This window comes from Rhodovulum sp. ES.010, from assembly GCF_900142935.1.
GTDB lineage: Bacteria > Pseudomonadota > Alphaproteobacteria > Rhodobacterales > Rhodobacteraceae > Rhodovulum.
On the sequence record NZ_FSRS01000001.1, the window covers coordinates 1,151,281 to 1,175,887 of the forward strand.

Consider the following 24,607-nt stretch of genomic DNA (forward strand, 5'->3'; position numbering starts at 1 on the left):
CGTGCGCATTGAAAAGGCGCCGGACTGTCGCAGTGATGCAAATGTTTGAAAAACAAGGCGGTCCTCTCGCGATGTTGATCGGCAAGTCGGGCGCAGGTTCGCGTCTTCAGCCCCCCGAAGCGGGAGCCCATCGCGGGGTGCGGCGCGCGAAGAAGGCCGCGATTCCCTCCTCCGCTTCATCGCTTTCCCAGGCCGCGACGAGCCGGCGGATGCTGTCCTCGATCACCCCCTCGTCGATCCGCGGCCCGAGGCTGCGGAGCTGCGCCTTGGCAAGGGCCACCGCGCCCGGCGCGCAGGCCATATAGGGCGCGACCTCGGCCTCGGTGGCGGCATCGAGTTCGGACTCGGGCACCGCGCGGCCCAGAAGGCCCATCGCCACCGCCTCGCCGGCATCGAAACGCCGGCCCGACAGGAACACCCGCCGCGCCGCCGGCTCGCCGATGCGGGCTACCAAGTAAGGGCCGATGGTTGCCGGGAGCAGCCCCAGCCGGGTCTCGGTCAGGGCGAAACGCGCGGTGTTTACGCCGACCGCCACGTCGCAGACCGAGATCAGCCCCACCCCGCCGCCGAAGGCCTGGCCTTGGATACGCCCGATCAGCGGCTTCGGCAGCGTGTTGAGCGCCTGCAGCATCATGGCAAGCCGCCCCGCGCCCGTGGCACGGGCCTCGGCATCGGCGTCCATCTGGGCCTTCATCCAGGCCAGATCGCCCCCCGCGCAGAAACTGGCGCCGTTGCCGGTCAGCACGACGGCGCGCACCTCCGGGTCGGCGCCCAGGCGGTCCGCGACCTTGTGAAGCCCCGCGATCAGGTCCTCGGACAGCGCATTGTGCTTGTCCACACGGTTCAGCGTGACCCGCGCCACGCCGCGCTCGTCGATCCGCACTCCCAGTTCTTCACGCATCGCTGTCGCTCCTGTCTTCCGTCCGCATCCCCCGCGCCGTATCGGCGGCCTGCGCGATCACGCCGCGATCCAGCCCGGTGTCGTAGCCCAGCGCCGCCAGCCAAGCGGCCACGGCCTCGGTCGCAACGTTCCCGGTCGCGTTCCTGGCATAGGGACAACCGCCGAGCCCGCCGACCGCGGCGTCGAACACCCGCAGGCCGAACTCCAGAGAAGCCTCGATGTTGTCGAGCGCCCGGCCGGCGGTATCGTGGTAATGCCCCGCCAGCCGCCCCGCCGGTACGACGTCCAGCACCGTGCGCAACATCGCCGAGACCGTCTCCGGCGTGCCCTGCCCGATCGTGTCGCCGAGGCTGATCTCGTAGCAGCCCAGCGCCAGCAGCGCCTCGGCCACCTCGGCCACCTTTTCGGGCGGCGTCGGCCCGTCATAGGGGCAATCGGTCACGCAGGAGATGTAGCCGCGCACGGGGATTCCGTCCGTCCGCGCGGCCTCGGCCACGGGGGCGAAGCGGTCGAGGCTCTCGGCGATGGTGGCGTTGATGTTGGCGCGGCTGAAACCTTCCGACGCCGCACCGAAAATCGCCACCTCGTCGGCCCCCGCGGCGCGGGCGCGGTCATAGCCCTTCATGTTGGGGGTCAGCGCGGCATAGCGCACACCCGATGCGCGTGTGATGCCCGCCAGCACCTCGGCAGCGTCGGCCATCTGCGGCACCCATTTCGGGGAGACGAAGCTTACCACCTCGATCCGGCTGAACCCCGCCCGCGACAGCGTGTCGATCAGCGCGATCTTGTCGGCGGTAGGGATCGGGCGTTTCTCGTTCTGCAACCCGTCGCGGGGGCCGACCTCGAAGATCTCGACCCGCTCAGGCATCGGGCGGCCCGTAGAAATCGCGGGTGTAGATCTCGGGCGTGCCGTCCTCTTCCATCGCTTTCTGGAACGCGGGGCGCGCGGCGAGCCTTTCGTAATAGGCCTCCACCCCGGGCAGCAGGTCCGCCGGCACGAAGCGGCGCGCGATCATCACGCCGTAGCCCGCGTTGGTATCCACCGCCGAGAAGCCCGAGGGCAGCAGCCAGTCGCGCCCTTCGAGCGCGCGGTCGACAACTTCCAGCGCCTTTTCCAGCCGCTTTGCTTCCAGCCGCATCACGGTCGGGCTGCGCATCCAGTCCTCGCGCAGGGCGATATGCTGCTGGGTCAGCGCAGCAAGATGCTGGCCAATGGTTTCGGCGAAATGCAGCCATTCCAGCCAGTCGGCGCGTTCGTCCTCGCTCGGAAACCGGCCAAGGCCGCAGTCAGGGCGGGTTTCGACCAGGTATTCGGTGATCGCGCCCGACTCGAACAGAACGCGCCCGTCGATTTCCAGCGCGGGCACCCGGCCCGCGGGCGACAGCGCCAGGTAATCGGGATGGCGCAGCGAGCGGTCGAAAAAGCCATAGCGCCGGATGTCGAACTCCAGCCCCATCTCGTGCAGCAGCCAGAGCGTGCGGAAAGAGCGCGCCTGCGGGCAGTGGTGCAGCCGGATCATGGGATGTCCTCCTCGTCCAACCGGATCAGCGCCGCACCTGCCTCGACCTGGGCGCCGGCTGTCGCCATCACCTCGGCCACCGTGCCATCGCGGGGCGCGGTCAGCGTGTGTTCCATCTTCATCGCCTCCAGAATGGCGAGGGGCTGGCCCGCTGTCACGGCCTCGCCCGCGCCGACCATGACGGATTTCACGAGGCCCGGCATCGGCGCCTCGATCAGGCCGGAATGGGCGGCTACCGCGGCGGCGCGGTCCAGCGGGTCGAGCGGCGTGAAGGAAAAGGTGCCCGCCGCCCCCGCAAAGACATGGATCGCGCCACCCGCGCAGGTGACCTGGCCGGGCGAGGTGCCCGCGATGCGCCAGCCGCCCGCGTCGCGATGGGCCTCGAGGGTTTCGCCGCCGATTTCGACCGTGGCGCGGCCCGGGCCGTGGACCAGCACCGCGCCGAAGATTTCCTCGCCCGCATGAGCCAGCGTCAACGTGCGGCGCAAGGGCGCCCAGAGTGTGAAGCCCGCAAGCGGTCCCTCGGGCAGCGCGGCGGCCTCCAGGAGCGCCGCGGCCTGGACCGCGCGCGAGGGGCCGGTTGCGGCGGTCAGGGCGTCGATGTCACGCTCGATCAGCCCGGTATCGACCTCGCCACGCGCGAAGCCGGGGTGGCGGGCCAGCGCGCCGAGGAAGGCGAGGTTGGTGGTGGTGCCCGCGACCCGGGTATCCTCCAGCGCGCGGGCCAGCCGGTTCAGCGCCACCGCGCGGGTGGGTCCATCGGCGATGATCTTGGCGATCATCGGGTCGTAGAAGGGGCTGATCGTGTCGCTGGTGCGCACGCCCGTATCGGCGCGGATGCCGGTCGGGAAGGACAGGTGGGCGAGCGTGCCGGTCGCGGGCAGGAATCCCGCGGGCACGTCCTCGGCGTAAAGCCGCGCCTCGAAGGCGTGGCCGGTGAGCGGGATCTGGTCCTGGGTCAGCGGCAGCCCTTCGCCCGCCGCCACGCGCAACTGCCATTCGACCAGGTCGAGCCCGGTGACGGCCTCGGTCACGGGGTGTTCGACCTGGAGGCGCGTGTTCATCTCCATGAACCAGAAACGGTCGGGGTGAAGGCCCTCGGACCCGTCGACGATGAATTCAACCGTGCCCGCACCCCTGTAGCCGATGGCCCTGGCCGCGCGCACCGCTGCATCCCCCATGGCCGCGCGCATCGCGGCGGTCATGCCCGGCGCGGGGGCCTCTTCGATGACCTTCTGGTGGCGGCGTTGGAGCGAACAGTCGCGTTCAAAGAGGTGGACGGCGTCAGTGCCGTCGCCGAAGACCTGCAGCTCGATATGGCGTGGCTGCTGGATGTATTTCTCGATCAGGACGGCGTCGTTGCCGAAGGCGTTCTTCGCCTCGGACCGGGCGGCGGCGAGGGCGGCGGGGAAATCGGCCGCGCTGGCGACCTTGCGCATCCCCTTGCCGCCGCCGCCCGCGACGGCCTTAATTAGCACGGGATAGCCGATGGCCTCGGCCGCGCCCGAGAGGTGATCGTCATCCTGGTTTTCGCCGTGATAACCCGGCACGACGGGCACGCCGGCCTGTTCCATCAGCGCCTTGGCGGCGTCCTTGAGGCCCATGGCGCGGATCGCGGCCGCTGAGGGCCCGATGAAGGTGAGGCCTGCCTGGTCCACGGCATCCACGAAATCGGGGTTTTCCGACAGGAAGCCGTAGCCCGGGTGGATCGCCTGTGCGCCCGTGGCCTTCGCCGCCGCGATGATGCGGTCACCCCTGAGATAGCTTTCGGCGGGAGGGGCCCCGCCGATCGGCACCGCCTCGTCGGCCAGCGCGACGTGGCGCACCTGTTCGTCCGCGTCGGAATGGACCGCGACTGTGGCGATGCCCATCCGTTGCGCGGTGTCGATGATCCGGCAGGCGATCTCGCCGCGGTTGGCTATGAGGATCTTGCGGAACATCTTCACCTCTGGCCGGGGAAACGCGGGGGCCAGCCCCCGCACCCCCGGAGTATTTGGACCAAGAAGAAGGGCATAGCGTTCACATCCTGAACACGCCGAAGCGGGTTTCGGGGATCGGTGCGTTGAGCGCAGCGGAGAGCGACAGCGCGAGGGTTTCGCGGGACTTGCGGGGGTCGACGATGCCGTCGTCCCAAAGCCGGGCGGAGGCGTAGAGCGGGTGGCTTTGCGCCTCGAACATCTCGATGGTGGGGCGCTTGAACTCGGCCTCCTCCTCGGAGGACCACATGTCGCCAGACCGTTCGATGGCGTCCCGTTTCACGGTGGCGAGCACGCCCGCGGCCTGTTCGCCGCCCATCACGCTGATCCGGCTGTTGGGCCAGGACCACATGAAGCGCGGCTGGTAGGCGCGTCCGGCCATGCCGTAATTGCCGGCCCCGAAGCTGCCGCCGACGATCATCGTGATCTTGGGCACCGAGGTGGTGGCCACGGCGGTGACCATCTTGGCACCGTGGCGCGCGATGCCTTCGTTTTCGTATTTGCGGCCGACCATGAAGCCGGTGATGTTCTGCAGGAACACCAGCGGCGTGCAGCGTTGCGAGCAGAGTTCCACGAAATGCGCGCCCTTCTGGGCGGCCTCGGAGAACAGCACGCCGTTATTGGCGACGATCCCCACCGGGCAACCCAACACGTGGGCGAAGCCGGTGACGAGGGTTTCGCCGAAGCGCGGCTTGAACTCGTCGAAGCGGGAGCCGTCGACCAGCCGCGCGATCACCTCGCGGATGTCGTAGGGGGTGCGCAGGTCGGCGGGCACCACGCCCAGGACCTCCTCGGGGTCATAGGCCGGGTCCTCGGGGGTTTCCCAGCGCAGGGTCGCGGGCTTGTCGCGGTTGAGATGGGAGACCGAGCGGCGGGCGAGCGCCAGCGCGTGGGCGTCGTCCTCGGCGAGATAGTCGGCCACGCCCGACAGGCGGGTATGGACGTCGCCGCCACCGAGATCCTCCGCGGTGACGACCTCGCCGGTGGCAGCCTTCACCAGCGGGGGACCCGCGAGGAAGATCGTGCCCTGCTCGCGCACGATGATAGTGACGTCGGACATCGCCGGGACGTAGGCACCGCCCGCGGTGCACGACCCCATGACCACGGCGATCTGGGAGATGCCCTTCGCGCTCATCCTTGCCTGGTTGTAGAAGATCCGGCCGAAGTGGTCGCGGTCGGGGAAGACCTCGTCCTGGTTGGGCAGGTTGGCGCCACCGGAGTCTACCAGGTAGATGCAGGGCAGATGGCACTCGTCCGCGATTTCCTGCGCGCGAAGGTGTTTTTTGACCGTCATCGGGTAGTAGGTGCCGCCCTTTACCGTGGCATCGTTGCAGACCACCATAACCTCTTGGCCGTGCACTTGGCCCACGCCTGCGATCACCCCTGCACACGGCGCGGCGCCGTGGTAGATCCCGTACGCCGCGGTTGCGCCGATTTCGAGGAAGGGAGAGCCGGGGTCGAGCAGGTTCGCCACCCGTTCGCGGGGCAGCATCTTGCCGCGGGAGAGGTGGCGGTCGCGGGCCTTCTCGCCGCCGCCGGCGGCGGCCAGCGCGGCGGCCTCGTGGACCACGCGCAGTGCATCGAGATGCGCGGCGCGGTTCGCGCGGAACGCCTCGGAGCCCGGAACGGCGGCGGAGGTCAGTTTCATCGCCGATCCCCCGCGCAGGCGGACGTCATCGCGCAAGCCGTTCCCATTGTCCCGCTCCTCCCTGTGCGCCCGCGCGGCGCGGCCCCCTCCCCCGGGGCCGCACCGCGACCAGCCTACTTGGTCTCCATGTAGGTGACCGCGCTTTCGAGGAAGAGCGCCTGTTCACCCATGCGTTTCATCGTACAGTTCGCCGCCGCCGTCATCGTGTAGGGGGTGCCGCGGCGCATCATCGCCTCGACCGCGCAGCGGATCTCGCGCCACTCGGCCCATTTCTGCTGCTGGATGGCGAGGTCCTCGGTCAGGGTGAAGGGGATGTCTTTCGATTTCGCGGTCTTCGCGAAGTCGTCGTCGGCCTCGGCGGCCAATTCCAGCATCCGGTCATAGGCCGCATCCATCCGGCCCTTCCAGTATTCCGATTCCTTGCCCATGCAGGCGGCGATGTCGGAATTCATCGGGTTCTTCATCCGCTGGAAGCAGGCCCGCGCGGATTCACCGATGCAGGTGTCGTCGGCGCCCGGCAGGCGCTGTTTCTCCATGCAGTCGAGCGTGGCATCGGGAAAGAACTTGACCTCCTGCGCAAGCGCGGGAGCCGTTGCCAGGCAGGCGGCGAGGATCAGGGGGAGTCGCATGGGATCACCTCATAAAGTTGACTTTATAAGTCACATTTAACCCATCGCCTTCATGAGTTCACGCCCAACCAACATGCGTCGTATCTCGGAGGTGCCGGCCCCGATCTCCATCAGTTTGGCATCGCGGAACAGGCGCGCCACCGGCGCGTCGGCCAAAAATCCAGCCCCGCCCATGGCTTGCACGGCCTGGTGCGCCTGTTTCATTGCCTCTTCCGATGCATAAAGCACGCACGCCGCGGCGTCCTGCCGCGTCACAGCGCCGCGATCACAAGAGCGTGCGACGGCATAGACATAGGCCCGCGCGCTGTTCATCGCGGTGTACATGTCGGCGATCTTTCCCTGCATCAGCTGGAAACTCCCGATGCTCTCGCCGAACTGCTTGCGGTCGCGCATGTAGGGCATGATCTCGTCCAGACAGGCCGCCATGATACCGGTGCCGATGCCCGCCAGGACCACGCGTTCGTAATCAAGGCCGGACATCAGCACCCGAACGCCCTTGCCCTCCTCTCCAAGGACGTTCTCGAAGGGGACCTCCACGTCGTCGAAGATCAACTCTCCGGTATTGGACCCACGCATCCCGAGCTTGTCGAAATGGGGCGACGTCGAGAACCCCTTCATGGTCTTCTCGATGAGGAAGGCGGTGATGCCTTTTGCGCCCGCCTCGGGGTCGGTCTTGGCATAGACCACAAGCGTATCGGCATCGGGGCCGTTGGTGATCCAGTATTTCGTGCCGTTGAGCGTGTAGTAACCGTTCTTCTTCTCGGCGCGCAGCTTCATCGACACCACGTCCGAGCCCGCCCCGGCCTCTGACATCGCCAGCGCGCCGACATGGGTGCCGCTCAGCAGTTTCGGCAGGTATTTCCGCTTCTGCGCGTCGGTGCCGTTCAGCTTGATCTGGTTGACGCATAGGTTGGAATGGGCGCCGTAGCTCAGCGACACGCTGGCCGAGGCCCGCGCGATCTCCTCGACCGCGATGGTATGCGCGAGGTAGGACATCCCCGCGCCCCCGTATTCCTCCGGCACGGTAATGCCCAGAAGGCCCAACTCGCCCATCTCGCGCCAAAGCTCGGCGGGAAAATCGTTGGTCTTGTCGATCTGAGCGGCCATCGGCTTCACCCGCTCCTGCGCCCAGCGATGCACCATCTCGCGCAGCGCCGCAGTCTCGTCGTCGAGGTCGAATTCCATCGTGGCGGTGAACATCGGGGCGCGCCTCCTCCCGGCACTTATTGAACGCTCGTTCATTAATTAGCATCTACGGGGCTGCGGCGTCAATCGCGGTGGAACCGCGCGGGGGCCGTCCCTAGGCTCGAGCCAGACCCAGAGGAGCCGCCATGAGACCCGCCCTGACCGCCACCCTGTTCTGCTGCCTGCCGCTGGCCGCCCCAGCCGAGGAGGTGGGCCGCATCGGCGTGGACTGGACCGGCAACGACATCATCATCGAGGCGGTCCACGACCCCAAGGTGAAGGGCGTGACCTGCCACCTCACCTATTTCGACCGGTCTTTTCTCGACCGGCTGAGCCAGGGCAACTGGTTCGAGGATCCCTCGAACGCATCGATCGCCTGCCGCCAGACCGGCGAAATCGAGATCGGCGAGATCGACCGCAGCCCCGAGGGCGAGGAGGTGTTCCGCGAGCGCCAGTCGATCGTGTTCAAGTCGATCCGCATCAAGCGCATCTATGACGAGGCCAACCGGACGCTGGTCTACCTCGCCCATGCCCGCGAACTGACCCAGGGCTCGGCCAAGATGGCGATCTCGACGGTACCGCTTTACGGCTCCGGCACGGCCTGACGCGTTCGGCCCGCGCCGCTCAGCGCGGCGCCGCGTAGATCGCGATTTCGCGCAGGTCGGTCAGCACCACGCCCAGGGCGCGCAACGCAGGCAACGACACGAGCGTGCCCGCCCCCGCGTCAGCGTCGCGGGGCCGCAGTTCAACCAGCACGCTGAAGCCGGTCGCAGGGTCCACGAGCCGGCCCTGCCGCGTGCTCGGCACCAGCGGGGTCACCGCCCAGAAGCCCGGATCGGCCGGGTCGCCCAAGCTCGCCACGCTGCGGCCGAGGAGGTCCTCCGGGCCGCGCGGCGCGACCGTTGCCGCCGCGCGCTGCTGCGGCGAGGTCGTGTCGAACTCCTCCACCGTACGCGCCTCAGCCGGCGGAGCCATCGCGCTCATCGGTTCCCCGGGCCGGGAGGCCGGCGCGGCCGGTTCGCGGTCCAGTCCTGTGAGCGTCCCGCAGCCCGACAGCGCCAGAACGATCAAACTCAGGATTCCGCGTCGCATGCGCCTCTCTCCCCATGATTGCGCGCCAAGCCTAGTCGGTTCGGGCCCGTCCCGAAAGGCGCTTGCCGAGGGTACCCCCCGCCCCTACCTTTGCTCCATGGGAGGACCACCGCTTATAGATCCGTTTGCACGCGCGATCACTTACTTGCGCGTCTCGGTCACCGACCGCTGCGATTTCCGCTGCGTCTATTGCATGGCAGAGAACATGACCTTCCTGCCGAAGAAGGAACTTCTGACGCTGGAGGAACTGGACCGGATGTGCTCGGCCTTCGTCGAACTCGGCGTGCGCAAGCTACGTATCACCGGGGGAGAGCCCTTGGTGCGGCGGGGCATCATGACCTTCTTCCGCGCGATGGGCCGGCATCTCGACTCGGGCGCGCTGGACGAACTGACGCTGACAACCAACGGCTCGCAACTGGAACGCTTCGCCGCGGATTTGTATGCCGCGGGCGTGCGCCGGGTGAACATCAGCCTCGACACGCTGGACGCCGAAAAATTCGCCCGCGTCACCCGATGGGGGCGGCTCGAGCAGGTGATGCGCGGCATCGACGCAGCGCAGGCCGCCGGGCTGAGGGTCAAGATCAACACCGTGGCGCTGAAGGGCTTCAACGAAGAAGAGTTGTTCGACCTCGTCGACTGGTGCGCGTCGCGCGACATGGACCTGACCTTCATCGAGGTGATGCCGATGGGCGATCTCGGCAACGAGGATCGCGTGGGGCAGTACTGGTCGGTCAAGGACGTCCGCACGCGGCTGGAGGAGCGCTTCACGACCTTCGACCTCGCCGAGCGCTCAGGCGGCCCGGCGCGCTATGTGCGGCTTGAGGAGACCGGCCAGAAGATCGGCTTCATCACGCCGCTGTCGCATAACTTCTGCGAAAGCTGCAACCGCGTGCGCCTGACCTGCACCGGCGAGCTTTACATGTGCCTCGGACAGGAGGACCTGGCCGACCTCCGTGCGCCCCTCCGCGCCTCGCCGGACGACGACGCGCGACTAATCGCCGCCATCCGCGCCGCGATTGGGCGAAAGCCCAAGGGCCACGATTTCGACTATTCCCGGCAGAGGGCAGACGGGCAGGTCTCACGACACATGAGCCATACGGGGGGGTAACCCTCCGACCTTCGCCCGGTTGTCAGGCCTGACGCACGGCTTTCGCTAGAGCGTGTCGCCGGCTTTCGGATTCAGGATTCCCAGATTGGCCGTGATGTGATTCCGTCTCTTTGAGGCAGATATGGGGGTCATAGATGGGCAAACCACATCCGATAGAGCTACGCGAGCGTGTCGTCGCGTTTGTGGACGAAGGTCATGGGCATCGCGAAGCGGCACGGCACTTCCGGGTATCGCCGAAGTTCGTGAACGAGCTGATCAAACTGCGTCGCGAGACCGGATCACTCAAGCCCCGGCCCCAAGGCAATGGCGGCGGGCACGGCAAGCTTGCGGGCGTGACCGGCTGGATCGAAGCCCGCGTCGCCGCCAAGGGCGAGATCACGCTCGATGAATTGGCCGTTGAGCTGGCCGAAACCCATGGCATCGAGGTCCATCGCGGCACGATCTGGCGGGTGCTGCGCGGGCTTGGTCTGACGCACGAAAAAAGACCTGCAGGCGCTTGAGCAGAAGCGCAAGGATGTCGCCGATCTGCGGCGCATCTGGATCGCGAAACGCCAGCCCTTCATGGCCAACCATCTGGACCGGCTGGCCTTTGTGGACGAGACCTCGGTCAAAACCAACATGGCCAAGACGACCGGCTGGGCCCCGTTCGGGCAGCGCCTCGTCGATCACGCGCCGTTCGGACATTGGCGCACCCAGACCTTCGTCGCGGCCCTGCGCCACGACCGGCTCGACGCACCATGGATCATCGACGGGGCGATGAACGCCGAGATGTTCGCCCTCTACATCGAAACCCAGCTGGGGCCGACGCTGCGCAAAGGCGACGTTGTCATTCTCGACAACCTGTCGAGCCATAAGGCCCCGGCCGCAGCGGCGTCCCTGCGTGCGATTGGCACCTGGTTCCTGTTCTTGCCGCCTTACAGCCCGGACCTGAACCCCATCGAAATGGCGTTCTCAAAGCTGAAGTCGCTCATAAGGAAGGCAGCCGCGCGAACCTACGATCAACTTTGGGCGGCCGTCGGCCATGTCTGCGACCTCGTCTCAGACCAAGAATGCTACAACTACTTCAAGGCGGCCGGCTATGAGGCCGATTAAATGCGACGCGCTCTAGTCCCATGCGCAGCCCCCTTCTCCCAGGGTTCCGGGGCAGTTGACCGTGAACACCTCGCAGGGACCCACGGGCACCTCCTTGCAATCCATGCTGCAGGATCCCGGGTTCAACGGATCGGTGCAGACCAGTTTGCAGCAGTAGCGATCCTCGTCGGGCGACGGCAGAAACGCCAGCGGGAGTTCGTCCCTCATGAGCACCGTGGCCTGGGCCACGCTGTTGGTCGGGCAGTTGCCCTGCGACTCGCACGCGTCGCGGCTGACGAGTTGCGAACACCAACGCCGCCCCTGGTCCTGTGCACCGCTGCCGCCCGCGCAATTCTCGCGCCCGGTGCAGACCCGCCAGTAGTTCTTGCGCCCCTTCCACCAGCGCCCGCATCCCGCCTTGAAGACCACGGCCGCGAGGTCTGCCGAGATGTCGGGAAGAACGTTCGGTGCGACCGAAATCACTCCGGCGTCTTTGAAAAAGACGGGCACCTCCAGCACCGTCTCGCCGGTCATCACGTCCTTCAGCATGTAGGCGCCGCGCCGTTGCGACTGCACGACGATCACGCCCTGCAGGAAGCCGACGCGCCCGTCTTCGGCCACGTCAAGCACGAGTGGATCGGCCGGAAGTATGCTGCCCGGCGCAAAGGCATCGTCCGCGGGCTGGGCGGACAGTTGCAGAGAGGAAACCAGGACCAAAACAAAAACTGCCGCAACCCACTGGAAAATTGAAAGAAAGGCAGCGCGATTCACGACCGCCGCGCGGCCCATGGCGAATTCATTCATGACAACCTCGATAAGTAAGAAATCCAATCTCAATGGAATTAGATTACACTATTCCTGCAAAAAAGTCGACGCCCCGGCAGCGCGCACTGCGCGCTGCCGCCGTCCGGGCGCCGCTTTCGCGGGTGCCATCGTGGCGGCCCGCAAGACGGGGCTCCGCGGAAAACCACCCAGACGCCATGGTCGGTCGGTTAGCCCAGAACGACCCTGACCGCCTTCGCCGTCGCGGCGACCACCTGGTCGGCCTCCTCCGTCGTCAGGCAAAGCGGCGGGGCGTAGCCGATGATGTCGCCCTGCGGCATGGCCCGCGCGATGACGCCCTGTTTCGCCATCTCGGCCACCACGGCGCCCGCGACCTTGCCCGCGGGGTCGTAGAAGCTCCTCGAGCCCTTGTCCTCGACGAACTCGACGGCGCAAAGCATCCCCTCGCCACGCACCTCACCCACATTCGGGTGCTCGATCAGCGCGGCCTGCATCGCCGAGACGAAATGGTTGCCCACCTTCGCCGCGTTCTCGACAAGCCCCAGTTCGTCCACCAGCTTGAGGTTGGCGATGCCCGCCGCCGCCCCGATCGGGTGCGCCGAATAGGTCCAGCCATGGCCGAACGGGCCGAACTCGTCCGTCCCCTCGGCCAGCACCTTCCACATCTTCTCCGACACGATCGAGCCCGAGAGCGGCGCATAGGCCGAGGTCAGGCCCTTGGCCACGGTCATCAGGTCGGGTTTCAGCCCGTAATGCTCCGAGCCCCACATCGAGCCGAGCCGGCCGAAGCCCGTCACCACCTCGTCGGCGATCAGCAGGATGTCGTGACGCTCCAGGATCGGCGTGATCGCCTCCCAGTAGCCCGCGGGCGGCGGCACGATGCCGCCCGTCCCCATCACCGGCTCGCCGATGAAGGCGGCGATGGTCTCGGGGCCTTCCTGCTCGATCAGCGCCTCCAGCTCGGCCGCGCAATGGGCCACGAAGTCCGCCTCGGTCATGTCGAGGTCCGGGCGGCGGAAGAAATAGGCGGGCTCGGTATGCAGGATCCGGTCGAGCGGCAGGTCGAAATGCTTGTGGAAGAGGTGAAGCCCGGTCAGCGAGCCCGTCACCAGCCCCGAGCCGTGATAGCCGCGCCAGCGCGAGATGATCTTCTTCTTCTCGGGCCGGCCGAGGACGTTGTTGTAGTACCAGACGAGCTTCACATTGGTCTCGTTCGCGTCGGACCCGCCCAGCCCGAAATACACCTTCGACATGTGCTCGGGCGCGCGGTCGATCACCATCTTGGCCAGCCGGATCCCCGCCTCGTGGCCCTGCCCGACATAGGAGTGGTAATAGGCCAGCGCATGCGCCTGCTCGGCGATCGCCTCGGCGATCTCGGTGCGCCCGTAGCCCACGTTCACGCAGTAGAGCCCGGCGAAGGCATCCAGCAGCCGGTTGCCGTCGCGGTCCTCGATGAAGGCGCCCTCGCCGCCCGTCACGATGCGCTGGGGCGCCTCGCCGCGCTCGAACTGCGCCAGGTGGGTCGAGGGGTGGAACAGGGCCTCGCGGTCCCATTCTTCCAGCATGTCGTTTTTCAGCATCGCATCCGTCCTTTCACGGGTGGGCCGCCCCACCCTTCTTCTGGCTCAAAATATCCCCGCCGGAGGTCCTGGCGCCGCACGGCGCCGGCCCCCGTCACGCCCAGTCGCGGCAGACATACTTCACTTCGGTGAAGGCCTCCATCCCCAGCCGTGCGCCCTCGCGTCCCAGGCCGGACTGCTTGTAGCCGCCGAACGGGATCGGCGCGCCGGTCACCTTGGTGCGGTTCACGGCCACCATGCCGAACTGCAGCGCGCGCGCCACGCGGTAGATGCGCCGGGGCGCGCGGGTATGCAGATAGGCCACGAGGCCATACTCGGTGGCGTTGGCGCGGCGGATCACCTCTTCCTCGGTCTCGAACGGGGTGATCGCGGCCACGGGGCCGAAGGTTTCTTCCTGCATGATCTTCGCGCCATCGGGCACGTCGGCCAGCACGGTGGGGCGGTAGAACAGCGCCCCCGCGTCATGCCGTGTGCCGCCGGTCAGCAGCCGCGCCTCGAGGTCCAGCGCGTCTGCCACATGCTCTTCCTGCTTGGCGACGGCGCCCGCGTTGATCAGCGGGCCGATATCGGGGTCGTCCATGCCGCAGCCCACCGTCAGCTCCGCCGTCGCGTCGGCGAACCGCGCGCAGAACGCCTCGTAGATCGGCTTTTCCACGTAGAACCGGTTGGCGCCGAGGCAGTCCTGCCCGGAGGTGGCGAACTTGGCCTTGATGCCCTCGGCCACCGCCTCGTCGAGATCGGCATCGGCAAACACGATGAACGGCGCGTGGCCGCCAAGTTCAAGGACCAGCCGCTTCACCGTCTGCGCCGATTCCCGGTAAAGCAGCCGCCCGACCTCGGTCGAGCCGGTGAAGGACAGCGCGCGCACGCGCGGTTCCTCGGTCCAGGGCGGCACCACGGTCGAAGCCCGGCCCGTGACCACGTTGACCACCCCCGCGGGCAGCCCCGCGCGTTCGGCCAGTTCGGCCAGCGCCAGCGCCGAGAACGGCGTCTCGTGCGAGGGGTGGGCGACCACGGTGCAGCCGGCGGCCAGCGCCGCGCCGGCCTTGCGCGTCAGCATCGCCGAGGGGAAGTTCCACGGCGTGATGCAGGCCACGACGCCGACCGGTTCGCGCCACAATTCCATCTCGGCGTCGGGCAAGTGGCTGGTGACGCCCTCGATATTCGGCCGCTTGGCTTCCTCGGCATAGAATTCCAGGAAAGACGCGGCGTAGTCGATCTCGCCCAGCGCCTCGGACAGAGGCTTGCCCTCTTCCAGCACCATCAGGCGGGCGAGGTCCTCGCGGTTCTCTTCCATCAGCCGGAACCACTTGCGCAGAAGGGCCGAGCGTTCCTGCGGCAAAAGCCCCGACCAGACCGGGAAGGCCGACTGCGCGGCGTCGACCGCCGCGGCGCTATCGGCGGCGGTCAGGGCCGCAACCTCGCCCAGCCACGCGCCGCTGGCGGGGTCGGTGACGGCAAGGGTTTCGCCCTCGCTGCCGCCCGTCCACTTGCCGTCGACATAGGAAAAGCTGCGCACGAGGCGCGGGTCCGACAGGCCGGCAAGCGGCGAATTCGGCTGGCTCTGGGGCAGGCTCATGGGCGTTTCCTCCTACTTCCGGCACGTTGCCCGGCGCAGCGACGGCAGATGCGCGGCGCGCCGCAGACTCGGCGCAGATTATGCCGCAGGGCCGACGCCCCGCACGGGCCGACCCGGCTCCGGGATTGCGTTGCTCAGACGATACGCCCTGCAAGCCAGAGAGAGGAACCAAAGCGAGCGGCTGGGGCAGAAGGATCGTCTGGAAAACCGCGCCCTGGCAGTCAATCCCTCTGCAAGCCGGCCAAGATCTCCAGCGGCGGCAGCCCCGGGCCCTTCACCGCCTTGGTCACGATGTAGGTGTAGTACCGTGACAGGCCGATACGGTCTTCCAGCATCCGGTCGACCAGGCGTTGGTAGCTGTCTATGTCGCGGGTGACGACCTGCATCAGGTAGTCGAACCCGCCGCCCAGCGCCCAGCAGGCCGTCACTTCCGGGTAGCCGTCCAGCGCGCCTTCGAAGCGGGTGAAATCCTCGACCATGTGGCCGACCAGTTCGACCGCGACGAACACGGTCACGTGCGGCCCAAGCGCCTTGAGCGCGATGTCGGCGCGGTAGCCGGCGATCAGCCCGGCCTGTTCCAGCCGCTTCAGCCGTTCCCAGGCCGGGGTGGGTGTCAGGTTGATCCGGCGCGCAAGCTCCGCCTTGGTGATGCGGCCATCCAGAGACAGGATGCGCAGGATTTCCAGGTCGCGATCGTCGAGCCGGATCATGCGCTCAGGTCTCGATCCGGGTGCCGGCACCGGCGGCCTGAACGGCGCGCAGCGCATGGGTGGCGATGGCGGTGTCTTGCGCGCCGGTGCCGGTCAAGTCGCAGATCGTGACCTGGCCCTCATCCGTGCGGCCCGGCGTCAGCCCGGTCACCACCTGCCCCAGTTCGGGCGGCAGGCCCCTTGTCCAAAGCCCCGCCCGCTCGGCCGCGCGCAACTCACCCAACCGCGCGCATTGCGCGGCGCTGTCGGCGACGTAGAGATCGGCCTCGGCCAGCACGCGGGCCTCGATCTCGTTCTTGCCCGACTGGTCCGACCCCATCGCGGTGACATGCAGGCCGGGATGCAGCCAGGCGGCCTTGAACACCGGCGCCTTCGCCGGCGTCGTGGTCACGACAAGCTGGCTTTCGGCCACGAGGTCCGCGGGGTCGTCCATCGCCAGCGCCTCCACCCCAAGCGCGCGGCCGAGTTCGACCGCGCAGGTCTCCGCCTTGTCCCGATCGCGGCCCCAGACCAGCACCCGCTCGAAAGGCCGCACGAGGTGCGCGGCCCGCATCTGCAACCGCGCCTGCACGCCGGTGCCGATCACGCCCGCGGTGGCAACCTCGGAGGGCGCGAGGTGCCTTGCCGCGACCGCACCGGCCGCCGCGGTGCGGATATCGGTCAGGTAGCCGTTGTCGAGGAACAGCGCCTCGACCAGCCCGGTCTTCGCGGAAAACAGGATCATCAGCCCGTTGAGGCTGGGCAGCCCCAGCCGCGGGTTGTCGAAAAAGCCGGGGCTGACCTTGATCGCGAAGCCGTCGAAACCCGGGATATAGGCGGCCTTCACGTCCACCTCGCCATGCGCCTCGGCGAGGTCCATCGACATCACCGGCGGCATGACGACACTGCCCTCGGCCAGCGCGGCAAAAGCGCATTCCACCACGTCGACGGCGGAAAGGTCGAGCGGCACGGCGTTCCGCAGCTCGGCCTCGGTGACGATCAGCACCTCATGCGCCATAGGGCCTCCCCTTCACGGTATAGTCGCCCAGCGCCACGTCCTGCCCGGTGACCATCCGGGTGAACAGCGCCATGTCCAGATTACGCCCGGTCAGGATGGTGGCGACCGGCCCCGGCCCGACACGAACCTTGCCCGCCTGCAGCGCTGCGATGCCGACCACGCAGGCGCCCTCGGCGATAAGGCGGTCCTCATAATAGAGCGTCTGGAGCGCGCGGTAGATTTCCTCTTCGCTCACCAGAACGACCTCGTCCAGCAGGTCGCGGCAGAGCGCGAAGGACAGCCGGTTCTCCAGCCCGATCCCGCCGCCGAGCGAGTCGGCCAGGCTCTCCACTTCCTCCACCTCGACCGGGCGGCCGGCGGCAAGCGAGGCGTGCATCGCCGCGCCCCGGTCCATGCTGATGCCGATCACGCGGATGTCCGGGTTGATCGCCTTGGCCGCCAGCGCCACGCCACCCGCGAGCCCGCCGCCCGAAAGCGGCACCAGCAGCGTTTCGATGTCGGGACGCACGGCCAGCATCTCCAGCCCGATGGTGCCCTGCCCCGCGATCACCAGCGGGTCGTCGAAGGGGGAGAGCTCGGCCAGCCCCTCCGCGGCGGCGAGCCGCGCGGCCTCGGCCTGCGCCGCGTCCTGGCTGCGCCCGACGATCCGCACCTCCGCGCCCAGCCCGCGGATGCCGTCCACCTTGGCGCGCGGCACGAGCTCCGACATGCAGATGACCGCCCTGAGCCCGCGCGCCCGCGCCGCGAAGGCCACGCCCCGGCCGTGATTGCCGGTGGAACAGCAGGTCACGCCCGCCACATCGCCCAGCCCCGCCACGGCATTCAGCGCGCCGCGCAGCTTGAACGCCCCGATGGGCTGGGCGATCTCCAGCTTCAAGAGCATCTCGGCCCCGGCCAGCTCCGACAGGAAGGGCGACGGCACCAAGGGCGTGCCATCGGCCACGCCCGCGATGCGCCGCGCGGCGGCCAGGATGTCGGCCAGGCACAGAGCCATCGCCATCTCCTTGTCGCTCTTGTGCAATTCCGTGTCGCCCCCGGACAGCCCCTTGACGCCGCCGCTCGCCATAGGGTTCCATGGCGCACCGCGGCGGATGTCCCGTCAGCGCCCCCCAAAGCACCATGCGGGTCCGCCCGAAGTCAAGCGCGCGCCCTCGCGCGGAAGCAGGAGCCATGTTCGACATGAACCAGGAAATCGTCCAGTTCGGCTATGCCGCCGAAGGCCGCGCCCCGTTCTCGCTGGCCGAGTACGAGCGTCGGCTGGGCCTGGTCCGCCGCGCGATGGAGGCGAAGGGGATCGACCTGCTGTTCGTCGAGGACCCGTCGAACATGGCGTGGCTGACCGGCTATGACGGCTGGTCGTTCTACGTCCACCAGGGGGTTCTGGTGTTCCACGACGCGGACCCGATGTGGTGGGGTCGCCAACAGGATGCCAACGGCGCGGTCCGCACCGTGTGGATGGCCGGCGTCCACATCACCCATTACGCCGACAATTTCGTGCAGTCGGTCGACCGCCACCCGATGCAGCAACTGGCCTCGATCATCCGCGATCTCGGCTACGGGGCCAAGCGGATCGGAGTCGAGATGGACAACTACTATTTCTCGGCGAAGGCCTACGTGACGTTGAAGGAGTCGCTGCCCGAGGCCGACCTGGTCGACGCCACCGCTCTGGTGAACTGGCAGCGCGCGGTGAAATCGGGGGAGGAACTCGACTTCATGCGCCGTGCCGCGAAGATCTCGGAAAAGATCATCGACGGCGTGGTGGAGCGGATCGAGCCGGGCCTGCCCAAGAACGAACTCGTGGCCGACATCTACCGCGACGCGCTGACCGGGCTCGACGGCGACTGGGGCGACTACCCGGCGATCGTGCCGCTCCTGCCCTCGGGCAAGGACGCCGCCGCCTCGCACCTGACCTGGGACGGGCGCAGCTTTGCCGAAGGCGAGGCGACCTTCTTCGAGATCTCGGGCTGTTACCGGCGGTATCACGCGCCGTTCTGCCGGACGGTGTTCCTGGGCGAGCCGCCAGATTACATGCGCGCCGCCGAGGCCGCGCTTCTGGAGGGCATCGAGGCCGGGCTCTGGGCGGCCAAGGCGGGCAACCGGGCCTGCGACATCGCCAATGCGCTGGCCGCGCCCCTGGAACGCGCCGGCATCGACCGGGGCGCGCGCTGCGGCTACCCGGTCGGTCTGTCCTACCCGCCCGACTGGGGCGAGCGCACGATCTCGTTGCGGCCCGAGGATCAAACCGTGCTGGAGCCCGGCATGACCTTCCATTTCATGCCGGGTCTGTGGATGGAAAACTGGGGGCTGGAGATCACCGAATCGATCCTGATCGGCGAGAACGGCCCGGCCGAAACCTTGTGCAACCGGCCCCGCAAGCTCTACGTGAAGCCGTGATGCCGCGATTGCAGGAAACCCGCGAGATTCTCGCCGATCTGGTGGCCTTTCCCACCGTGTCGTCGGACTCGAATCTCGAGATGATCGTCCATATCGCTGCGATGCTGGGCGAGCTTGGCGCGCACGTGGAGCTGTTCCACGACGAAAGCGGCCACAAGGCCAACCTGTTCGCGACGCTCGGCCCGCGCGAGGCCGGCGGGGGACTCGTGCTCTCGGGGCATACCGACGTGGTGCCGGTGACCGACCAGACATGGACGAACGACCCGTTCACCCTGCGCGAGGCCGACGGCCGTCTCTACGGCCGGGGCACCTGCGACATGAAGGGGTTCATCGCCGCGACGCTTGCAATGGCGCCCGCCTATGCCGCGCTCGACCTCAAGCGCCCGCTGCACTTCGCCTTCACCCATGACGAGGAGGTGGGCTGCCTCGGCGGGCAGGCGCTGGTGAGGGAACTCGCCGCGCGCGGGCTGCGCCCCGAGATCGCGATCATCGGCGAGCCCACGGAGATGCGCATCGTCGAAGCGCACAAGGGCTGCTGCGAATACACCGTCGCGTTCCACGGGCTGGAGGGCCACGGCTCGAACCCTGACGCCGGCGTCAACGCGGCCGAAGCCGCGGTGCGCTATGTCTCGCGCCTGCTGGACCTGGCCGAGGCGCTGAAGGCGCGCGCACCGCATAACAACCCGTTCGAACCGCCCTGGACGACGATCAACCTCGGCCGGATTTCAGGCGGTCATGCGCATAACGTGATTCCCGGCAAGGCCGAGGTGGAATGGGAAATGCGCCCCGTCCAGCAATCCGACCAGGACTTCGTCAACGACGAGATGGCCCGCCACGTCGCCGACACGCTGCTGCCCGCGATGCGCGCGGTCGACCCGCGCGCCGACATCGTGACCCACGTGATCGGCGAGGTCGCGGGGCTGGAGCCGATGGACGACAGCGCCGCGCGCCGGCTCCTGGCGGAACTGACCGGCGAGGCGCGCGCCGAAACGGTGGCCTTCTCGACCGAGGCGGGCCTGTTCCAGTCGCTCGGCTGCGCCGCGGCGGTCTGCGGGCCGGGCTCCATCGCGCAGGCGCACAAGCCCGACGAATACGTCACCCTCGATCAGCTTGGGCAATGCCTCGACATGCTCGACGGGCTCGGGACGGTCCTCACCCGCGCCCGCTGAGAGACACCGGAGCGGCGAACGCGCCCGCGCAAGGCCGCGCGCCGGCTGCGTTCCATCGAATTTGAGACATCGCGGCGCCCTCGTGGAGTCAGAGTTTATCGCGGCTTAATCCCTGCCGGGCTATTCCCCATTCAGGCAAAGGTGACGAGAGCCGCGATGGGCATCGAACAACCGGTATGGGTGAGAAGTCTTGAAATCGACCGCTTTCTCGAAGCGGCGGACCAGATGCTGCGCGTCGCCCTTCAGCCGATCGTCGACGCCCATTCCGGCGAGGTGCTCGCCCACGAATCGTTCGTCCGGGGATTTGACGACATCGGTTTTCCGCATCCCGCGGCGCTCTTTGACCACGCCGCCTCGATGCGGCGCCTGTTCGAACTGGAAACCTGCCTGATCACCAAGGCGATGACGGCGAAGGCCGCGATGCCGCAACGCGCCAGTCCACTGCTCTTCATCAATCTCGACGGCCGGAACCTCGCCCGCGCGCGCGAGTTGCGCGCCTTCATCGAGGTCCAGTGCGACTTGCTCGACCTGAAGGCCCGCGACATCTGCATCGAACTGTCGGAAACCCACCGCCGGTTCGACCCGGACGCCTTCGCAGAGGCGGTCGATCACCTGCGCGGCGCGGGGTTCATGATCGCGATCGACGATTTCGGCACTGGCGTTTCCGGCCTTCAGATGCTCCACCAGGCGCGGCCCGACTTCCTCAAGATCGAACGCTTCTTCATCGAATCCCTGGCCCGCGACGCCACCCGGCGTCTGCTCGTCTCTTCCATCGTGGACCTCGCCCACACCCTCGGCAGCCGCGTGATCGCGGAGGGCGTCGAGACGATCGAGGAACTGGTGAGCTGCCGCAAGGCGCATTGCGACCTCGTCCAAGGCTTCCTGATCACCCGCCCCTCGGTCGATGTCACCGCGCTCGAGCCGAGCTACTCGGAGGTCCTGGCGCGGGCACCGGTCCCGCCGGCGAACGGCGACGAGATCGCGATCGAGACCCTGCTCGAGGAAGTCGCAGTCCTGTCCGACGACACGACCCTAGCCGACCTGTTCGAGGTGACCGCCGAGAATCCCGACCAGAGCGTCTTTCCGATGATCGACACGTGCGGCCTGCCGCGCGGCGCCGTGCGCGAGCGTGACATCAAGCCGCTCATCTATTCGCTATACGGGCGCGAGCTTGCCAGAAACCGGGCGATCCGCCTGGGCGTGCAGGACTACGTCCAGCCGATCGCGACGCTGGAAAGCACGACGCCGCTGGGGCCCAGGCTGGAACTGATCGCCGACCGGGCAGGCGACGGCGTGATCGTCACGCGCTCGCTGCAGTACCAGGGCTACCTCTCGGCAACCTCGCTGTTGAAGCTCGCCAACGAAATCCGCGTGCGGCAGGCGGCCGCGCAGAATCCGCTGACCCGGTTGCCGGGCAACAACGCGGTCCAGGAGTTCCTGGACCGGTGCATCGAAAGCCCGGAACAGTGCCGGGTCGCCGCCTATCTCGACATCGACAACTTCAAGCCGTTCAATGACAAGTACGGCTTCGAGATCGGCGACCGGGCGATCCTCATGATGGCCTCGATCCTGAAATCGCTGGAGCGGGACCACTCGGTCTTCGTCGGACATATCGGCGGGGACGATTTCTTTCTCGGCTGCGAGGGACCGGCCTGCGACGCGACCGCGGACCTGCTCGCCCGCATCGGCGAACGGTTCCGCCACGTCGCCGAAAGCCTCTACAACGCGGACGACCGCGAGGCCGGCTATATCGTGGGCCGGGCGCGCGACGGACGGATCCGGCGGTTTCCGCTGCTGGCCTCGACCATCGCCGCCGTGCGTCTTCCCGAAGGCTATCGCCCGGCCTCGACGCTCGAGATGACCCAGCGCATGACCGCGCTCAAGGCCGAGGCCCGGCGCACCGGGCAAAGCTACCTGTCCGCGGAACTTGGGCCCGTCCGGGAGCACTGAGACAGACCGCCGCCTCAGATCCAGCGCTTCTTGCGGCGGTAGGACTTGCGGTTGCGAAAACTCTCGCGCCCCTCCGACGACATGCCGAGATAGAATTCCCGCACATCCTTGTTCTCGGCGAGCGCGGCGGCGGGCCCGTCCAGCATGATCCGCCCGCTTTCGAGGATGTAGCCGTAATTGGCGTATTTCAGCGCCACGCTTGTGTTCTGTTCGGCGAGCAGGATGCTCACACCCTCCTTCTCGTTCAGGTCACGAACGATCTCGAAGATCTCCGAAACGATCTGCGGTGCGAGCCCCATCGAGGGCTCGTCGAGCAGCAGCATCCGGGGCTTGGCCATCATCGCGCGGCCGATCGCCGTCATCTGCTGTTCGCCGCCCGAGGTGTAGCCGGCCTGGCTCGTCCGGCGCTCCTTGAGGCGGGGGAAATAGTGGTAGACGCGGTCCAGTTCCTCGCGCATCTGGGCCTTGGTGAGCTTGCGGGTATAGGCGCCGGCCACCAGGTTCTCCTCCACCGTCAAGTGGCCGAAGCACATCCGCCCTTCCATCACCTGCACCATCCCCATGCCCACGAGGTCGCCGGGCGTAAGCTGGGCGGTGCGCGCGCCGCGAAAATGGATCGAGCCCTTCGAGACCCGGCCGCGCTCGGCCGCGATCATGGTGGAAATGCACTTGAGCGTCGTGCTCTTGCCTGCGCCGTTGCCGCCCAGCAGCGCCACGATGCTGCCTTCGGGCACGTCCAGCGATACGCCGCGCAGCACGAGGATCACGTTATCGTAGATCGCCTCGATGTTGCGCACCGAAAGGATCGGCTGGGCCGCAGGCTGCGCGGCGGGCGACATCTCGACAGGTCTGTCGGCGGTCATGGTCATCCGGGCATCCCTTGCTCTGCCGGGGAAACGCCGCGGGGCGGTCGGCCCGCCCCGCGGTCGCCGTCACCTGGCCCCTAGTCGCAATCGCGCACGGGCAGGTTGTTTTCGCTCGCGAACTTTTCGGCCGACGCCTCGACAAGACCGCGTATGAAGCTCGGGTCGGGCGCCTCGACCCATTCGTCGGAGATGATCTGGAACCGCTCGCCATCCCATTGCATGATCTTGAACCGGCCCGAGCCGTCATGCTTTTCGCAGGACAGCTTGAACGGTGCGAACATGCCGGACATGCCGAGCTCTTCGAGCTTCGCCTCGGTGATGTCGAGCGCCTCGTAGCCCTCGCGGAACTCCGCCCCGGTAACGGCCTGGCCTTCCTTGCCGTGAAGCTCCTGCGCGTTCTTCAGCGCCTCGATCCACATCGCGGCGGCCGCGACACCCCGGTTCCAGTAGACCGTGCCGATGCGCTCGGGGTTGGCGAGGTTTCCTTCGCCGCCACCGTAGACCACCTCCTCGATCTGCTGGACGAGCGGGAAATCCGTGCCGGGCACCACGTTGGCCACGACATAGGTGCCGACCGCGGCATCGCCGGCTGGCACCATGTCCTCCTCGGCGCCGCCGAATGTGACATACATCATCCGGTCGCGCGGAAAGCCCACGCGCGCCGCCTCGGTCATGCCGGTCGCGTTCATGCCCGAGCCCGCGCCCCAGAACGTCACCCAGTCGGGGCGCTCGCGCCGGATTTGCAGCCATTGCGACTTCTGCTCCAGGCCGGGGGGCGGGATCGAGATTTCAACGAGGTCCACGCCCCAGTCCTCGGCGATCTGGCGCATGGCGGGCAAGGGTTCGCGGCCATAGGCGCTGTCGATATGCAGGTGCACGATCTTCTTGCCCTCCATGTTCTCGACGCCGCCCTCGACCTGGGCCATGAAGTTCATCTTGACCGCGATCTGCGACCAGTAATGTCCGGCGGCGTTGAACACCCACGGCCAGACCCGGCCGTCTGCGGCATCCGTCCGGCCATAGCCGAACTGGGCCAGCACCACCTCGTCATCGGCCATCCGGTTGATGACGGCATAGGCGCCGGGCGTGCCGAGCGTGTCGAACACCACCATCTTCTGCCCGTTCGGGCCGGTCAGCAGCCGCTGGTAGCATTCCACGGTCCGGGCCGCGTTGTATTCGGTCTCGCATTCCTCCCAGGTCAGCGTCACGCCGTTCACGCCGCCCGTCATGTTGACGTACTGCATGTAGTCGATGATGCCGCCGTAATAGCCGGTACCCATGGCGGAATAGGGGCCGACGCGGCTGGACGGCACCGCCATGTATTGCTCTTCGGCCAGCGCGACGCCCGGCGCGATCGGAGCGGTCGCCAGCGCGGCTGTCACAAGGGCCGCAGACGCCGCCCTCCGTATCAATCGTCTCATCGTTTCCTGTTCCTCCCTTTGTTGTCGC

The 24,607-nt window shown here is 67.6% G+C and carries 23 protein-coding genes; 7 read left to right on the forward strand and 16 right to left on the reverse strand.

All coding sequences use genetic code 11. The features are described 5' to 3' along the window. Positions 1-106 precede the first annotated feature (106 nt). The 7 genes from BUR28_RS05790 to BUR28_RS05820 all read right to left on the reverse strand — a co-directional run bounded on the left by BUR28_RS05790 (position 107) and on the right by BUR28_RS05820 (position 7,874). Positions 107-901 (reverse strand): crotonase/enoyl-CoA hydratase family protein, encoded by a 795-nt coding sequence (locus tag BUR28_RS05790; protein ID WP_074219260.1) that lies wholly within the window; start codon positions 899-901, stop codon positions 107-109. Continuing rightward, positions 894-1,769 (reverse strand): hydroxymethylglutaryl-CoA lyase, encoded by an 876-nt coding sequence (locus BUR28_RS05795; RefSeq protein WP_074219261.1) that lies wholly within the window; start codon positions 1,767-1,769, stop codon positions 894-896. Before BUR28_RS05795 ends, BUR28_RS05790 begins: the two co-directional genes overlap by 8 nt. Continuing rightward, positions 1,762-2,421, reverse strand: a complete 660-nt coding sequence (locus tag BUR28_RS05800; protein WP_074219262.1) for a glutathione S-transferase family protein — start codon at positions 2,419-2,421, stop codon at positions 1,762-1,764. Before BUR28_RS05800 ends, BUR28_RS05795 begins: the two co-directional genes overlap by 8 nt. Further along, positions 2,418-4,361, reverse strand: coding sequence for an acetyl-CoA carboxylase biotin carboxylase subunit (locus BUR28_RS05805; RefSeq protein WP_074219263.1), 1,944 nt, complete (start codon positions 4,359-4,361; stop codon positions 2,418-2,420). The genes BUR28_RS05800 and BUR28_RS05805 overlap by 4 nt, the downstream gene beginning before the upstream one ends. Positions 4,362-4,440: 79 nt before the next feature. After that, the gene (locus BUR28_RS05810) at positions 4,441-6,045 is read right to left on the reverse strand and encodes a carboxyl transferase domain-containing protein (protein ID WP_074219264.1); all 1,605 of its coding nucleotides are present in this window, start codon (positions 6,043-6,045) and stop codon (positions 4,441-4,443) included. 113 nt (positions 6,046-6,158) lie between these two features. After that, positions 6,159-6,674, reverse strand: a complete 516-nt coding sequence (locus BUR28_RS05815; protein ID WP_074219265.1) for a lysozyme inhibitor LprI family protein — start codon at positions 6,672-6,674, stop codon at positions 6,159-6,161. Positions 6,675-6,710: 36 nt separating this feature from the next. Continuing rightward, positions 6,711-7,874 (reverse strand): isovaleryl-CoA dehydrogenase, encoded by a 1,164-nt coding sequence (locus BUR28_RS05820; RefSeq protein ID WP_074219266.1) that lies wholly within the window; start codon positions 7,872-7,874, stop codon positions 6,711-6,713. A gap of 131 nt (positions 7,875-8,005) precedes the next feature. Here BUR28_RS05820 and BUR28_RS05825 point away from each other — a divergent pair, with 131 nt between their 5' ends. Next, positions 8,006-8,464: a CreA family protein gene (locus BUR28_RS05825; RefSeq protein ID WP_074219267.1), complete on the forward strand. Its 459-nt coding sequence runs from the start codon at positions 8,006-8,008 to the stop codon at positions 8,462-8,464. A 19-nt stretch (positions 8,465-8,483) separates the two neighbouring features. Here the strand turns inward: BUR28_RS05825 and BUR28_RS05830 are convergent, their stop codons facing one another. Continuing rightward, complete coding sequence (locus tag BUR28_RS05830; RefSeq protein WP_074219268.1) at positions 8,484-8,951, reverse strand: hypothetical protein; 468 nt, start codon at positions 8,949-8,951, stop codon at positions 8,484-8,486. A 97-nt stretch (positions 8,952-9,048) separates the two neighbouring features. Between BUR28_RS05830 and moaA the strand changes: the two genes are divergently transcribed. The 3 genes from moaA (at position 9,049) to BUR28_RS20345 (ending at position 11,151) form a co-directional block, all read left to right on the forward strand. Continuing rightward, positions 9,049-10,059, forward strand: coding sequence for a GTP 3',8-cyclase MoaA (moaA, locus tag BUR28_RS05835; RefSeq protein WP_074219269.1), 1,011 nt, complete (start codon positions 9,049-9,051; stop codon positions 10,057-10,059). A gap of 134 nt (positions 10,060-10,193) precedes the next feature. After that, positions 10,194-10,559 (forward strand): helix-turn-helix domain-containing protein, encoded by a 366-nt coding sequence (locus BUR28_RS20340; RefSeq protein ID WP_074218878.1) that lies wholly within the window; start codon positions 10,194-10,196, stop codon positions 10,557-10,559. Positions 10,560-10,599: 40 nt separating this feature from the next. Beyond that, positions 10,600-11,151: an IS630 family transposase gene (locus BUR28_RS20345; RefSeq protein WP_254813792.1), complete on the forward strand. Its 552-nt coding sequence runs from the start codon at positions 10,600-10,602 to the stop codon at positions 11,149-11,151. A 12-nt stretch (positions 11,152-11,163) separates the two neighbouring features. Here BUR28_RS20345 and BUR28_RS05850 read toward each other — a convergent pair whose 3' ends face one another. The 6 genes from BUR28_RS05850 to eutB all read right to left on the reverse strand — a co-directional run bounded on the left by BUR28_RS05850 (position 11,164) and on the right by eutB (position 17,779). Continuing rightward, complete coding sequence (locus BUR28_RS05850) at positions 11,164-11,934, reverse strand: hypothetical protein (RefSeq protein WP_139307499.1); 771 nt, start codon at positions 11,932-11,934, stop codon at positions 11,164-11,166. A 188-nt stretch (positions 11,935-12,122) separates the two neighbouring features. Then, a complete protein-coding gene (locus tag BUR28_RS05855; protein ID WP_074219271.1) occupies positions 12,123-13,493 on the reverse strand; it encodes an aspartate aminotransferase family protein in 1,371 nt (456 codons plus the stop codon). 94 nt (positions 13,494-13,587) lie between these two features. Then, complete coding sequence (locus BUR28_RS05860) at positions 13,588-15,072, reverse strand: NAD-dependent succinate-semialdehyde dehydrogenase (protein ID WP_074219272.1); 1,485 nt, start codon at positions 15,070-15,072, stop codon at positions 13,588-13,590. A 221-nt stretch (positions 15,073-15,293) separates the two neighbouring features. After that, positions 15,294-15,779, reverse strand: a complete 486-nt coding sequence (locus BUR28_RS05865; RefSeq protein WP_074221528.1) for an Lrp/AsnC family transcriptional regulator — start codon at positions 15,777-15,779, stop codon at positions 15,294-15,296. 7 nt (positions 15,780-15,786) lie between these two features. Then, positions 15,787-16,779, reverse strand: a complete 993-nt coding sequence (locus tag BUR28_RS05870) for a cyclodeaminase (protein ID WP_074219273.1) — start codon at positions 16,777-16,779, stop codon at positions 15,787-15,789. Then, positions 16,769-17,779 (reverse strand): hydroxyectoine utilization dehydratase EutB, encoded by a 1,011-nt coding sequence (gene eutB / locus BUR28_RS05875; protein ID WP_217693538.1) that lies wholly within the window; start codon positions 17,777-17,779, stop codon positions 16,769-16,771. The genes BUR28_RS05870 and eutB overlap by 11 nt, the downstream gene beginning before the upstream one ends. A gap of 170 nt (positions 17,780-17,949) precedes the next feature. Between eutB and BUR28_RS05880 the strand changes: the two genes are divergently transcribed. From BUR28_RS05880 to BUR28_RS05890, 3 genes are all read left to right on the forward strand, one after another. After that, positions 17,950-19,173, forward strand: coding sequence for a M24 family metallopeptidase (locus BUR28_RS05880; protein WP_254813693.1), 1,224 nt, complete (start codon positions 17,950-17,952; stop codon positions 19,171-19,173). Next, on the forward strand, positions 19,173-20,342 hold the full coding sequence (gene argE / locus BUR28_RS05885) for an acetylornithine deacetylase (RefSeq protein WP_074219274.1): 1,170 nt from the start codon (positions 19,173-19,175) through the stop codon (positions 20,340-20,342). Before BUR28_RS05880 ends, argE begins: the two co-directional genes overlap by 1 nt. A 156-nt stretch (positions 20,343-20,498) precedes the next feature. Continuing rightward, the gene (locus BUR28_RS05890; protein WP_074219275.1) at positions 20,499-22,292 is read left to right on the forward strand and encodes a bifunctional diguanylate cyclase/phosphodiesterase; all 1,794 of its coding nucleotides are present in this window, start codon (positions 20,499-20,501) and stop codon (positions 22,290-22,292) included. A gap of 14 nt (positions 22,293-22,306) precedes the next feature. On the opposite strand, the gene BUR28_RS05895 is transcribed toward BUR28_RS05890, so the two are convergent. Continuing rightward, positions 22,307-23,131, reverse strand: coding sequence for an ABC transporter ATP-binding protein (locus BUR28_RS05895; RefSeq protein ID WP_074221530.1), 825 nt, complete (start codon positions 23,129-23,131; stop codon positions 22,307-22,309). A 104-nt stretch (positions 23,132-23,235) separates the two neighbouring features. Beyond that, complete coding sequence (locus tag BUR28_RS05900) at positions 23,236-24,540, reverse strand: ABC transporter substrate-binding protein (protein ID WP_217693507.1); 1,305 nt, start codon at positions 24,538-24,540, stop codon at positions 23,236-23,238. Positions 24,541-24,607: the final 67 nt, after the last annotated feature.